Raw genomic sequence first — 15,419 nt, 5'->3', positions numbered from 1 at the left:
CGTAGCTCAGCCGCGACCCCCTTCTGTGGACCCCCTTGGAGAGCATTATGCGCAGGGATTTGTGACCGGGATTTCTTTCCTTTCGGCTTCCGCCGGGGGAGCATCTCATATTTCTGTCATAGTGGTGAAATTTCTGACCGTACCCCTGAACCGTCAGATAAAGGTCTAGTATCATGGCATAGAGAGTATTTCGCGTTGAAGGGGAAGAAGCACCATGCCCGAGAATCAGAGCAAGCCCGCCACGGTACAGCCCGCCCAGAGTGAGGAGCGTCCTCAGATTCTGGTGATCACCGGTATTTCCGGTGCAGGCCGCAGCACCGTCGCAAATGTACTGGAGGATGAGGGCTGGTACGTTATCGATAACATCCCGCCGCAGATGCTCGGTTCCCTGGCTGAGCTGGTGACCCGCGACGGTGCACGAGTTCCGAAGGTGGCGCTCGGTATTGACGTTCGCGCCCGCGCACTGTTCTCCGATCTTCCCGCTGCGATTGAGACTCTGCGCAAGTCCGATATTGACTTCTCCATGCTCTTCCTTGACGCCAAGGACGAGACCATTATTGCTCGCTACGAGGCTCAGCGCCGCCCGCACCCGCTGCAGGGTGAGGGCCGCGTCCTCGACGGTATTCGCGCTGAACGCACTCTCTTTGAAGGTCTGCGCCTCGCTTCTGACCGCACCATTGACACCACCGGCATGAACGTTCACGAGCTGGCTCGTACCGTGCGTGAAATGTTTGCTGAGGGTGCGGATAAGAAGCTGAACCTGACCGTGATGAGCTTCGGCTTCAAGTACGGTGCGCCTTCGGACGCTAACTACATGGCTGATATGCGTTTCATCCCGAACCCGCACTGGGTTCCGGAGTTGCGCCCCCTGACCGGTCAGGACGCCCCGGTGCGCGACTACGTGCTGGAGCACGCAGGCACCGAGGAGTTCATCAGCAACTATCTTGCGGCTCTTCGCCCCGTGCTTGAGGGCTACCGCCGTGAGGGTAAGTACTACGCCACCATCGCAATTGGCTGCACCGGTGGTAAGCATCGTTCCGTGGCTGTGACGGAGGAACTGGCTCGTCGTCTCTCTGCTTTCGGTGAGCTGAACGTGAATGTTCAGCACCGCGACAAGGGCCGCGAGTAAGTTTTTCCCGGCGCGTCCCAACCACCGCGTCGTGTTTCATTAGCCGCCGTCCGGCCCCGCACACCGTGGGGCCGGCATACCATTCCTTCCGGGTATGTGAGGTATTACTATGTCTACCCATTCGACCAGTTATGACACTCAGGGTATTCCGCGCCTGCCGGCTCTGCCGACTCAGGCTTTGCGCTTGTTGAAGACCACGCACCGTTCGCCGAAGGTTACGGCGATGGGCGGCGGCCACGGGCTGTACGGTTCCCTGTCTGCGTTGCGCCACGTCACGCCTGATTTGACGGCTGTTGTGACGGTTGCTGACGATGGCGGTTCGTCGGGTCGTTTGCGTGAGGAGATGGGTATTCTCCCTCCGGGTGATTTGCGTATGGCGCTTTCTGCGCTGTGTGATGACACCGATTGGGGTCGCACGTGGCGTGATGTGATGCAGCATCGTTTTAGCGCACCCGAGGGTTATGAGGGTGAGTTCCCGCTGGATTATCACGCGCTCGGTAACCTGCTGATTGCTACTCTCTGGCAGCTGCTGGATGACCCGGTTGCGGGTCTGGACTGGGCGGGTGCGCTGCTGAATGCGCGCGGCCGCGTGCTGCCGATGGCGCTGGATCCGATGGTCATTTACGGCACCGTGTTGCGTGAGCATAACGGCGGCGGTATTGAGCGTGTGAAGGTGGTCGGCCAGGTGAACCTCTCGAAGGAGGAGCGGGTTCACGATATTGGTCTATCTCCCGCAAATGCGCGTCCTTGCCCGGAGGCGCTCTCCGCTATTGAGGAGTCCGACTGGATTGTTTTGGGTCCGGGTTCGTGGCGTACGTCGGTTCTGCCGCATCTGCTGTTGGACGCTCAGCGTGAGGCGATTATCCGCACGGAGGCGCGCCGCTGCGTGGTCATGAACCTCTCCGACGATAAGGAGACGGTCGGCTTCACCCCGGCAACGCACCTGGATTTGTTGCGCCAGTACGCCCCGAAGCTTCACCTTGACGCGGTGATTGCTGACGCTGACATGCAGGCTGATCACCGTTCCGAGCTGGAGCGTGAGGCTTCTGCGATGGGTGCGAAGGTTGTGTGGGCGCATCTGCGTTCGAGCTCCCAGCCGAATGTGCACGACCCGCTGAAGCTTGCGGCTGCGTATAACGAAGCGTTTGAGCTGAGCTCCTAGAATCACCGTTGCGGCTGCTATTTTGGTGTGCCCATTTCCCGAAGTTATAGACTCTTAGACACTACGCCCAGAAGGACCTGTTCATGGCATTAACCACGCTCGTCAAGGACGAACTCGCCAACTACGAGGCAACGAAAGTCTCTGCTCGTAAGGCAGAAATCTCTACGATTCTGCGTTTTACCGGAGGCCTGCACATTGTCTCGGGGCGAATCGTGGTGGAGTCTGAGGTCGACCACGAAGCAACCGCCCACCGCATGCGCCGCACCATCGCGGAGATTTACGGCCACGACTCTGAGCTGACCAGCGTCAGCGGTGGTGGCCTGCGTCGAGGCGGCCGCTACATTGTGCGTGTGGATCACGGCGGTGAGGCGCTGGCTCGCCAGACCGGTCTGCTGGATTTGCGTGGCCGCCCGGTGCGTGGTCTGCCGCCGGCTGTGGTGAACGGCTCCCTGCAGGACGCCGAGGCGGTCATGCGCGGTGCGTTCTTGGCGCACGGTTCGCTGACTGAGCCGGGTCGCTCCTCCTCCCTGGAAATTACCTGCCCCGGTCCGGAGGCGGCGCTCGCGCTGGTGGGTGCGGCTCGTCGCCTGGACATTATTGCGAAGGCACGCGAGGTGCGCGGCACGGACCGTGTGGTGGTGCGTGACGGCGAGACGATTTCGCAGCTGTTGGAGCGTATGGGCGCGACCGGCACCCTGACCACGTGGCGTGAGGCGCGTACCCGCAAGGAGGTTCGTGCGACCGCGAACCGTCTGGCGAATTTTGATGATGCGAACCTGCGCCGTAGCGCTCAGGCGGCTGTTGCGGCGAGCGCTCGCGTGGAGCGTGCCCTGCAGATTCTGGGTCATGAGGCGCCGGATCATCTGCGCTATGCCGGTGAGCTACGTGTGTTGCATAAGCATGCGTCGTTGGATGAGCTGGGTCGTCTGGCTGATCCGCCGATGACGAAGGACGCGATTGCGGGCCGTATTCGTCGCCTGCTGGTGATGGCTGATAAGCGTGCTTCGGAGCTGGGCGTTCCGGGTACTGAGTTGCCGCGTGAGGACTAAGCGAGGGCTAGATTCTGGTCTGTGCGGCGCGGTCTGCGCGTGTGGCGGTGCTTGTGTCTGGGCATGTGGCTGAGGTGTTTGTGACGGTTTTATGACAAACCGAAACCCGCCGTTTTTGAACAAAAACCGCATATTTTTCAAAAATGAGCCTGTGGATAGCTTCTTTCTCGTTGTTCGAGGGGAGTTATCCACAGGTTCTTTGTTCGCGCTCGTGCGTTCGCGCGCGTGAGCCTAGGGTAGGGGTATGACGAGCATGACCCCCAACCCCGACCAGAACGCTGTACAGAGCCCTGCGCAGGACAGCGCAGCCCAGCCTGGCAACACAACCCAGCAGGGCGGCGCGCAGCGTAGCGCCCGCTCCCTGATGAACAGCCTCTACCGCAGCCCCCGCGCCCGCAAGAACGGTGCGCCGGATGCCGAGGACACCGTGCCGCTGGCTATTGCCGCTGAGGTAACGCCCGCGGAGGTAGCTGCCGAAGAAGCTGAGGCACCGCAGCCTGAATTTTCGCTGCCTAATTCTTCTCAGCCCGGCACCGCACAACCCAGGGCGAGCCAGCCCGTACCTACCGGCGACCCTGTACCTACCAGCAAGCCCACGGCATCCCAGCCGGAGTCGAATGGTTGGGCTGACTGGGATCAGCAGCCCGATTGGAACGAGGTGGACGACTGGGCGGAGTGGGAGCAGGCCGATCAGCCCGGCACCACCCGCAGTGCCCGTTGGGGCTTGTCGCCGCGCGTGCTGCTTCTGGTGGCGGTGTTGGCGTTGGTTGCCGTGGTGTGGGGTGTGACCCAGTTTTCGGCGGCGCCGCGTGCCGAGCAGGTCGCCTCCCCGGGCGCTTCTGCCGAGTCGGTGCAGGCGGTGGGTGCCCAGCAGAGCCCCGGAACTCAACCCGGCACCCAGTCCGCTACTCAATCTACTGCCCAGCCGGGCGCTCATCCGAGTGAATCCGCGCAGGGTGGTGGCGCCTCCGGTGAGGCTACCGTGCGGGTACACGTGGCGGGTGCCGTGAACAACCCCGGCGTGTACACGCTGCCCGCGCAGGGTCGTGCCGTGGATGCGATTGCCGCCGCCTCCGGTGCCGCAGCGGATGCTGACCTGGACCGCGTGAACCTTGCCGGTGCGCTCAGTGACGGGGTGCAGATTTATGTGCCGCATCGTGGTGAGACGGCTGCTCCGGCGCAGATTCAGCCCAACGGTGGCACGGCGAATGCGGGTCAGGGTAACGCGGCGAATGGTGCATCGCAGAACGGCGCTTCGCAGGGTGGCACTCAGCCTCATCCTGCACGCACGCTAACTCCTGCAGGCAGCGCGCAGAAGGGCTCAACCCCGGTGAACATTAACACCGCCACCGCTGAGGAGCTACAGACCCTGCCGCGTATTGGTCCGGCAATGGCTCAGCGCATTATTGCCTGGCGTGAGGCGCACGGCGGTTTCCATAGCGTGGATGAGTTGGATGCGGTGCCCGGCATTGGTCCGTCGATGCTGGAGAATTTGCGCCCGCTGGTGACGGTCTAATGCCCCGGCAGAACCGCAGGCCGAGCCGTTTGCAGAACCGCCAGCACGCAGGGGAGCGGGAACTCTTTCCCGGTTCCTTGCGCCTCACCCGGTCTGCGGCTACGGCATATGACCGTGCCCGCTACCGCTGGAGCATCGGCGCTGAACGGTGGCGTACCCGCCGCGATGAGCAGGAGCTGCGCGCCCAGGGAAGCCTCATTCACCTGGACCTTCGCCTGAGTTTCACGGTGCTGGCGCTGTGGGCTTTTACCGCGGCGGCGCTGACTGTGGGCACGTGGCGGGTGGTGCATCCGCTGGCGTGCGTGCTCATTGCCCTGCTGGGGTGCCTGGCGATTCTGTTGTTCTTTCCGCCGCGTGCGGTGATGCCCTACAGCTTACTCTTTCGCACGACCGGTCAGCTGGTTTTTCTGGCGTGTATTGTCACGGTTCAGGCGGTGCTTTTGTGCGCTACGGGGGTGGATGCATCCCGCGCCACCCTACAGCAGGCGCAGGGTGCCTCGCTTCGTCTGAATGGCACGGTGGAGCAGGTTCGCCGCGTGGATCCGCGCACTACTCTGGTGGTTATTAAGCTGGAGGAAATTCAGGGGCGGAGCGTGCGTGCGCTGGTTAATGAGCGGGTGCGCGTGTATCGGCGTGACGGTTCGGCAAAGAGCGCCGCGCAGCGTCTAGAGGCAAGTTCAGCGGCGAGCTCGGTAGCTCAGCACCAGGGGAGCGGTACCGCGCGCTCGCAGGCGATTTATCCGGGCATGAAGGTGACCGCCCTCGGCACGGTGGAGTTCAACGGTTCCACGGCGAAGCTGAGCGGCGCAACTATTTTTCCCGCGCCCGCCTCCGGTGCCGGATCGAACGCTACCGACCAGACGGCGGAGGAGCCGTACCTGTCCACGCTCAAGGAGCAGTTGCGTACCCGCGCCCTGGACACCCTCGGCACGGAGTCGGCGGCGCTGGTTTTGGGCACCGCCTACGGGGATGATTCGCTGATGAGTTCCACCGCGCGGGAGGAGTATAAGCTCAGCGGGCTCAGCCATATTACGGCGGTGTCCGGGGCGAATATTGCCATTGTGTTTTTGGGTGCGTACCGGCTGGTGCTGGTGATTCGTCCGTACCGTTTCGCCAGCGCATACCTGTTGCTTCGGTCCTGGAAGGCACGGTTGCGGGGGAGAGGCGCGGCTCGTTCTCGCCGCCCCGCGTACCCCCGGAATCCCGCCCAGCCCCAACAACCTACCCCGCCAAATGCCCACGCCCTGCCGCCGCTCGTGTACCGGCTGAGCACCTTCGCCATTCCGCACCGCGTCATGGTGCTGTGCGGGGTTGCGGCGGTGCTCGCCTACGCCATGCTGCTGGACTCTGAGGGTTCCGTGATTCGTTCCCTCGCCATGGGCCTGCTCGGTGCTTACGCGATGCTGCGCGGTTCGGGTCGCCAGTCTTTGGCGGCGCTGCAAACAACGGTGCTGATGTGTCTGCTTGCCGCCCCGCACCTCGCCGTGGATATGGGGTTCGCCCTGTCGGTGACGGCAACCTCCGCGCTGATCCTGCTGGGCCCGCCGCTGATTCGCCTGCTCATGCGCATCATGCCGGTGTTCTGCGCGGAAATGCTCGCCGCGCCCATCGTGGCATCCCTGTGGTGCACCCCGCTGATTTTGGCGATGAGCGGTAAAGTGCCGCTCTACTCGGTTCCGGCGAATCTGGTTGCCGCTCCTTTGGCGCCGCTGAGTATGCTCGCCGGGCTGGTTGCGCTCGGATTCATGCTCCTGGGTTTGCCCACTGCGGCGGATCTGTGTCTTCGCGCCGGTGGTCTTGCCGCGCAGGGCATCGAGTGGGCGGCACACACTGCCGCGCATGCGCCGGGTAACCCGTGGGAGCCCGGTTCGAGCGTCCCGGCGGTGGTGTGGAGCGCCCTCTGCGTGCTGGCGTTGAGCATAGCCCTGTGGTGGGTGGATGCGCGCCGCTACCGCGCGGTCACGCACCGGCAGTATTTGCGGGTGGTACCGCGCACCGCGCCCTCCTATCAGCGCCCCGATCAGCCCGCCCGTTCCTAACCGACTCACTGCGGGCATCTAACCCTGACCGACTACCCCTAACCACCGCTAGGAGGCATCTGAGAAGAAAACGCTATGATGGATACTCGAGACTCTACCCGCGCGGCACCCCCGCACGCAGCGGGTTCGAGTTCAGCCCGTACCCTGCAGATAAAGGCGAGTGATAAGCGTGTCCGAGCGTAAGCGTTCAACCCAGCGTGGTGGTTCCCGAGGCTCCGCCCGCCGAGGCGGCCCCGCCCTCGACACCGCGTGGCGTACCGTCACCCCGGCACCCGCCGTCATGCTCTACGGCCCGGAGGAGTACTTCGCCTCCCGCGCTGCGGCACGCCTGCGTGAGCTGTTCCGCAACATCCACCCGGAGGCGGACCGCGTGCAGATTAACGCCGCCACCTACACGGCGGGGGAGCTGATCCTGCACGCTTCGCCCTCCCTGTTCGGTTCGGCGAAGATCATTGAGGTTGAGAACGTAGCCTCCATGAGCGACGAGTTTTTGACCGATACGCTCGCCTACCTGAACGCCCCCGAGCCGGACATCATGCTCATTCTGAACCACTCGGGCGGTAACCGCGGCAAGAAGCTCATCGACCTGGTGCGCTCCCAGTTCGTGCTCATTAACTGCAAGGCGCTCAAGACCGACCGTGAGAAGAGCGAGTTCTTGGCGGGAGAATTTGCCGCCGCTCAGCGCCCCATTACCGGTGGCGCTCTGGCGTTGCTGACTGCCTCCGCCTCCGACACTGCGGAGCTTGCCGCCGCATGCCAGCAGCTGCTCTCAGACGTACCCGGCGAAATCACCGAGGAGGCGGTGAACCGCTACTACGGCGGCCGCACCGAAGTCACCGCGTTCCGCGTGAGTGACGCCGCGATTTCCGGTAACGCCCCGGAGGCTCTGCGTCTGCTCCGCCACTCCCTTGCCACCGGTACGGAGCCGATTCCGATGCTGGGTGCGCTCGCCATGCGCATCCGCAATATTGCGCGCGTGCACCACGTGCGTATGAGCGCTAACGAGCTGGCGCGTGAGGTGGGTATGTCACCGTGGCAGGTTGAGCAGGCTCAGCGTGACGGCCGCCGTTTTACCGGCGCCCAGTTGGCGCATATTGTGCAGCTTCTGGCTGATGCGGACGCGCAGCTGAAGGGCGAGTCGCAGGACGCGGTGTATGCGGTGGAGCAGGCTGTTTTGGCGATTGCTCTACCTCCGCGACTGTAGTGCATAATAGAGCCCATGCTCGAAATTCTGAAGAAAATTTTCTTTGCCCTGCTACCCTTCCTGCAGAAGGCGGCAGAGGATGCCCTCAACGACGCTACTGCGTCTAAGGGCGGCTCCGAGTCCTCCCAGAAGAGTGAATCCCGCAAGGATGAATCTCGTCAGGGTGAGGCTCGTACCTCCGGCTCTTCGGCACCTAAGCCGAGCGCCCCGAAGTCTTCCTCGGCACCTAAGCCTTCCGCACCGGCTTCGACCGTCGCATCCGACGGTTCGGATTACCCCGGCGATTACCGCGACATGATCAACTTTGAGTACTCGCCCTCCCTGGACGGCGACGCTGACCCGGGTGAAATCGTGTGGACGTGGGTTCCCTTTGAGGAGGACCACTCGCAGGGTAAGGACCGCCCGGTGCTTCTGGTGGGTCGTGACGGTGAGTACCTGCTGGCGCTGATGATGACCAGCAAGGACCACAATAACCGTGAGCACGCTGATTCGAACTACCTCGATATTGGTTCGGGTCCGTGGGATCCGCAGGGCCGCGCTTCTGAGGTGAAGCTGAACCGTGTGATTCGTGTTCGCCCGGATGCGATGCGCCGTGAGGGTGCGATTATGCCGGAGGATACGTTCCGCCTGATTGAGCGTGCGTGGACTCGCCATAACGGCTAACACCCTGTGCCGGTAGTTTCACCGGCGACTGGTGCCGATTATCTGCGCCGGATGTGGAGGCTGCGTGTAGTGGTTTTCACAGTATTTTTCTCTCCGCGGGGGTCTGTCGTGGAGGCTGTTCATCTGGTATTATGTGTGGTTGAGTGTCCGATGGTCATCGGGCACTGCTGGCCGGTTGCCATAGGCATCCCCACGCCGCTCAGTCGATGATCGGCCAGCGTCGCCCTCACCGACCAATAAGACAAAACAGAAAGTTTAATTGTGGCTAACATTAAGTCTCAGAAGAAGCGTATCCTCACCAACGAGAAGGCTCGCCTGCGCAACAACATTGTAAAGTCCGAGCTGAAGACCGCGACCCGCAAGGTCAAGGCTGCTGTTGAGGCACAGAACCAGGAAGCTGCTGTTGAGGCTCTGCGTTTTGTGAACCGTAAGCTGGACAAGGCTGTTTCCAAGGGTGTTCTGCACAAGAAGACCGCTGCAAACAAGAAGTCCGGTCTTGCTGCGCTGGTAAACAAGGCTTTCTAAAACTTGCGGGGTACCTAAGTACTTCTCTGGTTTAAGGGCAGAGACCCCCTGTGTTCCCCCTCCTCTAAGGGGAACGCAGGGGGTTTCTTTTTCGTGTATAGTTGGGGTTAAGGAGTTAAACGACCCCTCTGAAACCCTGAGCCTCACCTATCGGTGTGGCAATAACGCTCGGGCGGCCGCGGCTTTATGCTTCGGTCTAGAAGACATCGGGGGCACCACCGGTTAACTCCTTATAACTTGTGTGAAGGGCATCCTGCTAAGTGGCGGGATGCCTTTTGCTATGCCCGTAAGGAACCTAAAACTAAGTGAAACGCCGTTCCTGTCGTAAAGAGAAAAGGTGGCATCTAGCAAAACCTTTTTCAAAATAGTGGGTAAATTGTGACTATTTGCTGCTCATGCTGATGACTGGGAAGTGGAGCCCGCAGCCTGCGACCCAATTGAGTAGTAGCAAGCCAGTAATACAAAGACAAATGACGAAATAGGAAGATAGATTTTCGTGTATACTTGGGCTCAAGGAGTTAGACGATTCCTCTGTAACCCTGAGCCTCGCCTATTGGTGTGGCAATAATGCTTGGGCGGCCGCGGCTTTATGCTTCGGTCTAGAAGACCGTCGGGGGCGTCACCGGCTAACTCCTCATAACTTGTGTGAAAGGCATCCTGCTAAGTGGCGGGATGCCTTTTGCTATACCCGCACGCTGTGGTTTTATGGCACAGATTTCGGGGAGGTGCCCGCCCGGTGACGAAACCGCTTGCGGGTTGCGGAAGAGCCCGTATAGTGGGAACTATCGGCGGTACCGCACACCGCCCGCGCCCTAGCAATAGTGCCGTATAGACGGTACCGGGGGAGTGAGCATCGCCGATACACACCACACAACCACCGATGGTTCACCGGCAACTTTCCATACACCCCCATGTACCCGGTGAACCGACCACGAGCTAAGGACAACGATGAGCCAGCCGAACTTCCCGCCCGCCCGACTCTTTGACGCTTTCGCCAAGCCCGCCTCCACAGAACAGCCCGCGAAGAAGGGCCTGCTTGGCAAGCTGGGCCTGGGCGAATCCTCCGAGGAGGACAACTACACCACCGTCATGCTGGTCGGTTTCAACTCCGCGAAGGAACCCCCGGGCAACGGTGAAGACGCCCTCGACGTGATTCACCGCGCGTTCGACCCCTGCGATGAGAGCCCCGGCTTCGACATGGACGACTTCTACGACTATGCTTCCGTCGCCCCGCAGCTGCTGAACAATGACGACTCCGAATCCACGGTTCTGGTGTGGCCCAAAATTTTCTACAACATGGTCACCATCCCGGAGCGCCGCCTGCGCCTGCTCGTGGTGACCGGCCCCGCCCCGAGCCTGTGCATGCAGCGGTTCATGACCCGCTTCTTCAAGTACGTGAAGAAGCTCCACGTGGACCACGCGATCTTCGTTGAGACCTTTGAGGATCAGGTGGCGCACACCCGCCCGTACCCGTACACGCTGACCACTCACGACGAGAAGCTGGCGGCTATTCCCGGTATTCTGCACGAGTATTTCACCGGTTCTACCTCGGTGACGATGGCAATGTCTGCGCTCGCCGCCGAGCACGGCCTGCGTTCCTCGGTCATGCTGCGTATGAGCATCCCGGGGTACCTGAGCTTTGACCAGCAGAACCCGCGTGCGGTCGTGAGCCTGATTGAGGCGCTGGAAGTCATCCTCGGCATTAAGGTTGAGTCTGAGGAGTACGACCGCCTGCGTGCCCACGCTGATGAGTGGGAGGCGGAGCTCGCCGAAGAAATGGCGAAGGACTACGAGAAGGTTGAGCTGGTGCGTGAGATTGAGCAGAAGATGGATTCGACTCTGCGCACTGTCTCCGGCGAGGTGATTGCCGAGGATATTGAGGGCTACCTGGATTCCCTCAGCGGCGCCTCCGAGGGTGTAAATCCTGGCGATGATGGTGCGGATTCCGCGGAGGATTCTTCGGAACGCTAGGTCCGTTCGCACATATGGCGCGGGTATGGGAAAATGATAGGTAACTATGCCCATACCCGCAGCCAGCATCTCGAAAGGATGATGTGATTGGCACCCATGTCGAAGAACCCTCCCGTTCCGGCGGCGACCGACCCCGCGATTATTCGCAACTTCTGCATTATCGCCCACATTGACCACGGTAAGTCCACCCTCGCAGACCGTATGCTGCAGGCCACCGGCGTGGTTGCCCCGCGCGATATGAAGGCGCAGTACCTGGACCGCATGGACATTGAGCGTGAACGCGGCATCACCATTAAGTCTCAGGCTGTGCGCATGCCCTGGGACGTTGACGGTACCTCCTACGCGCTGAACATGATTGACACCCCCGGCCACGTGGACTTCACCTATGAGGTGTCCCGCTCCCTGGCTGCGTGTGAGGGTGCGCTTCTGCTCGTGGACGCCGCCCAGGGTATTGAGGCTCAGACCCTGGCAAACCTGTACCTGGCAATGGAGAACGACCTAACCATCATCCCGGTGCTGAACAAGATTGACCTTCCCGCGGCTCAGCCCGACAAGTACGCTGAGGAGCTGGCGAACCTGATTGGTTGCGAGCCGGACGAGGTTCTGCGCGTATCGGGTAAGACCGGTGAGGGTGTTGAGGCTCTGCTGGACCGTATTGTGGAGGCGATTCCCGCCCCGCAGGGTGACGCATCCGCCCCGGCGCGTGCCATGATTTTTGACTCTGTGTACGACTCGTACCGCGGCGTGGTCACCTATGTGCGTGTTGTGGACGGTAGCCTGCAGCCGCGTCAGAAGATTAAGATGATGTCCACCGGCGCTGAGCATGACCTGCTTGAAATCGGCGTGATTTCCCCTGAGCCTGTCCCGTCGAAGGGCCTGGGCGTGGGCGAGGTAGGTTACCTCATTACCGGTGTGAAGGACGTCCGTCAGTCCCGTGTGGGTGATACTGTCACTTCCGCCGCGAAGCCTGCGCAGGAGTCCCTGGGCGGTTACGAGGACCCCAAGCCGATGGTGTTCTCTGGCCTGTTCCCGATTGATGGTTCGGACTACCCGGCGCTGCGTGACGCGCTGGATAAGCTGAAGCTTAACGACGCCGCGCTGATTTACGAGCCGGAAACTTCTGCCGCTCTGGGCTTCGGTTTCCGCTGTGGCTTCCTGGGTCTGCTGCACCTGGAGATTGTGCGTGAGCGCCTGGAACGCGAGTTCAACCTGGACCTGATTTCGACCGCGCCGAACGTTATTTACGACGTGGTGGATGAGGCCGGCAACGCTAAGCGCGTGACCAACCCGAGCGAATTCCCCGAGGGTAAGGTTGCGACGATTCGCGAGCCCATGGTGGCGTGTACGATTATTGCCCCGAGCGAGTACATTGGCGCGATTATGGAGCTGTGCCAGGCTCGCCGCGGCCAGATTGGCGGCATGGATTACCTGTCCGAGGATCGTGTGGAGATGCGTTACCGCCTGCCCCTGGCAGAGATTGTGTTCGACTTCTTCGATCAGTTGAAGTCCCGTACCCGCGGTTATGCGTCGCTGGACTGGAAGTTCGACGGTGAGGAAGAGGCCGACCTGGTGAAGGTCGACATCCTGCTGCAGGGTGAGAAGGTGGATGCGTTCAGCGCCATTACGCACCGCGATAAGGCGTACTCGTACGGCCTGATGATGACTTCTAAGCTGCGTGAGCTGATTCCTCGTCAGCAGTTTGAGGTGCCGATTCAGGCGGCTATCGGTTCGCGTATTATTGCCCGCGAGAATATTCGTGCGATGCGTAAGGACGTTCTTTCGAAGTGTTACGGTGGCGATATTTCGCGTAAGCGTAAGCTGCTGGAGAAGCAGAAGGAAGGCAAGAAGCGCATGAAGATGGTCGGTCGTGTGGAGGTTCCTCAGGAAGCCTTCATTGCGGCACTGTCTTCGAGCGAGGAGAAGGAAAAGAAGAAGTAGCCTTTCGCTGCTTTGTAGCTTTTCCGGCTGTGTGCTGACCTGTTGATTGTGGAGAACCCGGCTGGTGCCTCGTGTACCGCCGGGTTCTCTGCACGCTGTCTGTTGATATACCGCCCGTTGATGCTAACCGCGTAGCCGCATGCGCGGTGCCCATATTTGATTCCCCCAACCGCCACACCTAGTTCCAGGAGGCAGAATGCCCGCCCAGCCCACCGGCGCCCCCGCACCCCGCGACGGGCGCATCCCCGCCATCAGCGCGGCAGGATGCGAAACCCGCGACTTCAGCCTCTACGTACACATCCCCTTCTGCTCCGTGCGCTGCGGCTACTGCGACTTCAACACCTACGCCACCGAAGACTTCGGCGACGGCATCGGCCTCGGCACCTACGCCGACGACGCCATCGCAGAAATCCTCTTCGCCGCCCGCACCCTCGAGGCATCCGGCGTCGCAAAACGCCCCATGCACACCGTCTTCTTCGGAGGCGGCACCCCCACCAAACTGCCCGCCCGCGACCTCGTGCGCATCCTGCAGGCAGCCATCGACGTATTCGGCCTCGTCGAAGGCGCAGAAGTCACCACCGAAGCGAACCCCGACTCCGTAACCCGCGAAGACCTGCAGACCCTCAAGGACGGCGGTTTCACCCGCGTCTCCTTCGGCATGCAGTCCGTCGTCCCCGAGGTGCTACAGGTACTCGACCGCACCCACACGCCGTCGAACGTGCCGAAGGTCGTCGCCTGGGCTAAGGAGGTCGGCCTGCAGGTGTCCGTGGACCTGATTTACGGTTCGCCGGGGGAGAGCCTGCACCAGTGGGAGCGCAGCGTTCGCGCCGCAATCTCCTACGAGCCGGACCACATTTCGGCGTACTCGCTCATCGTGGAGGACGGCACCAAGCTTGCCGCGCAGATCCGCCGCGGCGAATACACCATACCCGATGAGGACCTCATGGCGGACATGTACCTGCTCGCCGAGGAGCTACTCACCGAAGCCGGCTACAACTGGTACGAGGTCTCCAACTACTCGCGCAGCGAGGACACCCGCAGCGACCACAACCTCGCCTACTGGCGCAACCAGGACTGGTGGGGCATCGGCCCCGGCGCGCACTCGCACGTGAACGGTACCCGCTGGTGGAACGTGAAGCACCCGGTGCCGTATGCGCAGAAGGTGCGTGCGGGGGAGTCCCCGGCGGCGGCACGTGAGGTGCTGGACACCGCCACTCGTGCTTTTGAGACGGTTATGCTCATGATCCGTGTGCGTGAGGGCTTGGCGATGCGCGAGCTGCTCGCGGTGCACGATGAGGCGCAGCTGGGCGCCTCGTTGCGCTGGCTAGTTTCTCAAGCTCTGATTGAGCCTGATGCTTTGAATTCTCAAGCTGAACCTGACCCTAAAGCTCACGTGCGACTGACCCTCAAGGGGCGACTTCTGGGCGACGCTGTGACCCGTGAGCTGCTCCCGGAGGTCTCTGACGAGCACGAGGAACACTAAGAAGCATTGGTCTGACAAGGGGCTTTTCAATCGGGGCGGCGTTCCGGTTCTGGTCTGTCGCAGCTCCACTTGATGCTTTTCTCTGACGCTGCCTGCGAATGGCGTGCACCCCGGTATTGCCGTAATATTTCGGTGATTTCGGGGTGTTTTTGCGGGTCTTAAAAAACTTTTAAAAAATTTTTCGGGGCTGTTTGGGGGTACTTTAGGGGAGCGCCAAACCTTACATTGGCGTGCTAATTGTTTGCATTTGTGCTGGACTAGCCGAAAGAATTTTCCACTCCTTCATGCCGCTTTTAGGGTGCGTATTTTTCGATTACTTTCCCGAGAAAAAATTTTCCAAAACACCCAATTTCAAGTTGTGGTTGAAGGTTACGCTGTGCCATAATAGGTCATGGCAGGACGGTATATGTCTAACAGCGTGTTCTCGTCTTTGCTGAAGTTGAGTGAATACGGTTGTGGGCTCCTGGTAACAGGGGCCCACGATCGTTTAACAATGATTATCTATAGCACCATTCGGTAGAGTTTGCAGTAATTCACGCGCACTAGGCAAAGAAGCCCCGGAAGAAAATCCCCAGCAGGGCAGCTGCAGCCCCAACCGGCAACATAAACCTACGAATACAGCAGCAGGCACAACCCAACGTGCCAGCGCCTCCGCCAGTAGGCTTTAGAACAGCAGTACTTAAACGTAGAACGCCCCACACACAACGTGCGGGGCGTTCAAATGTAAAAGCTATCAGCGC

11 protein-coding genes are annotated in these 15,419 nt (G+C 61.0%); all 11 read left to right on the top strand.

The features are described 5' to 3' along the window. The first annotated feature begins 214 nt into the window (after positions 1 to 214). Positions 215 to 1,129: an RNase adapter RapZ gene (gene rapZ / locus HMPREF2842_RS06135; protein ID WP_049362661.1), complete on the top strand. Its 915-nt coding sequence runs from the start codon at positions 215 to 217 to the stop codon at positions 1,127 to 1,129. A gap of 109 nt (positions 1,130 to 1,238) precedes the next feature. After that, a complete protein-coding gene (yvcK, locus tag HMPREF2842_RS06130; protein ID WP_049345462.1) occupies positions 1,239 to 2,291 on the top strand; it encodes a gluconeogenesis factor YvcK family protein in 1,053 nt (350 codons plus the stop codon). An 83-nt stretch (positions 2,292 to 2,374) separates the two neighbouring features. Then, positions 2,375 to 3,340: a DNA-binding protein WhiA gene (gene whiA / locus HMPREF2842_RS06125; protein ID WP_005505961.1), complete on the top strand. Its 966-nt coding sequence runs from the start codon at positions 2,375 to 2,377 to the stop codon at positions 3,338 to 3,340. A gap of 244 nt (positions 3,341 to 3,584) precedes the next feature. Next, entirely contained in the window at positions 3,585 to 4,856 is a 1,272-nt protein-coding gene (locus tag HMPREF2842_RS06120; protein WP_070643397.1) for a ComEA family DNA-binding protein, read from the top strand. A 77-nt stretch (positions 4,857 to 4,933) separates the two neighbouring features. After that, positions 4,934 to 6,895, top strand: a complete 1,962-nt coding sequence (locus HMPREF2842_RS06115) for a ComEC/Rec2 family competence protein (protein WP_246823211.1) — start codon at positions 4,934 to 4,936, stop codon at positions 6,893 to 6,895. Between the two features lie 169 nt (positions 6,896 to 7,064). Next, on the top strand, positions 7,065 to 8,099 hold the full coding sequence (holA, locus tag HMPREF2842_RS06110; protein ID WP_070643388.1) for a DNA polymerase III subunit delta: 1,035 nt from the start codon (positions 7,065 to 7,067) through the stop codon (positions 8,097 to 8,099). 15 nt (positions 8,100 to 8,114) lie between these two features. After that, positions 8,115 to 8,762: a type II toxin-antitoxin system PemK/MazF family toxin gene (locus HMPREF2842_RS06105; protein ID WP_070643385.1), complete on the top strand. Its 648-nt coding sequence runs from the start codon at positions 8,115 to 8,117 to the stop codon at positions 8,760 to 8,762. A gap of 261 nt (positions 8,763 to 9,023) precedes the next feature. After that, positions 9,024 to 9,287: a 30S ribosomal protein S20 gene (rpsT, locus tag HMPREF2842_RS06100; RefSeq protein WP_005505969.1), complete on the top strand. Its 264-nt coding sequence runs from the start codon at positions 9,024 to 9,026 to the stop codon at positions 9,285 to 9,287. A gap of 948 nt (positions 9,288 to 10,235) precedes the next feature. After that, on the top strand, positions 10,236 to 11,258 hold the full coding sequence (locus HMPREF2842_RS06095; protein ID WP_070643381.1) for a PAC2 family protein: 1,023 nt from the start codon (positions 10,236 to 10,238) through the stop codon (positions 11,256 to 11,258). A gap of 96 nt (positions 11,259 to 11,354) precedes the next feature. Continuing rightward, a complete protein-coding gene (gene lepA / locus HMPREF2842_RS06090; RefSeq protein WP_371260001.1) occupies positions 11,355 to 13,196 on the top strand; it encodes a translation elongation factor 4 in 1,842 nt (613 codons plus the stop codon). Positions 13,197 to 13,392: 196 nt separating this feature from the next. Then, positions 13,393 to 14,679 carry a radical SAM family heme chaperone HemW gene (gene hemW / locus HMPREF2842_RS06085; RefSeq protein ID WP_070643378.1) on the top strand — a complete coding sequence of 429 codons (1,287 nt, stop codon included), beginning with the start codon at positions 13,393 to 13,395 and terminating at the stop codon, positions 14,677 to 14,679. Positions 14,680 to 15,419 lie beyond the last annotated feature (740 nt).

It is taken from the genome of Rothia sp. HMSC069C10 (assembly GCF_001812205.1).
Lineage (GTDB): Bacteria > Actinomycetota > Actinomycetes > Actinomycetales > Micrococcaceae > Rothia > Rothia mucilaginosa.
This window is presented reverse-complemented; position numbering and strand designations above follow the sequence as displayed.

Bases quoted from the DNA above. Each gene is read 5' to 3' on its own strand.
- rapZ (WP_049362661.1), top strand. From the start codon at position 215: ATGCCCGAGAATCAGAGCAAGCCCGCCACGGTACAGCCCGCCCAGAGT.
- yvcK (WP_049345462.1), top strand. From the start codon at position 1,239: ATGTCTACCCATTCGACCAGTTATGACACTCAGGGTATTCCGCGCCTG.
- whiA (WP_005505961.1), top strand. From the start codon at position 2,375: ATGGCATTAACCACGCTCGTCAAGGACGAACTCGCCAACTACGAGGCA.
- HMPREF2842_RS06120 (WP_070643397.1), top strand. From the start codon at position 3,585: ATGACGAGCATGACCCCCAACCCCGACCAGAACGCTGTACAGAGCCCT.
- HMPREF2842_RS06105 (WP_070643385.1), top strand. From the start codon at position 8,115: ATGCTCGAAATTCTGAAGAAAATTTTCTTTGCCCTGCTACCCTTCCTG.
- HMPREF2842_RS06095 (WP_070643381.1), top strand. From the start codon at position 10,236: ATGAGCCAGCCGAACTTCCCGCCCGCCCGACTCTTTGACGCTTTCGCC.
- lepA (WP_371260001.1), top strand. From the start codon at position 11,355: ATGTCGAAGAACCCTCCCGTTCCGGCGGCGACCGACCCCGCGATTATT.
- hemW (WP_070643378.1), top strand. From the start codon at position 13,393: ATGCCCGCCCAGCCCACCGGCGCCCCCGCACCCCGCGACGGGCGCATC.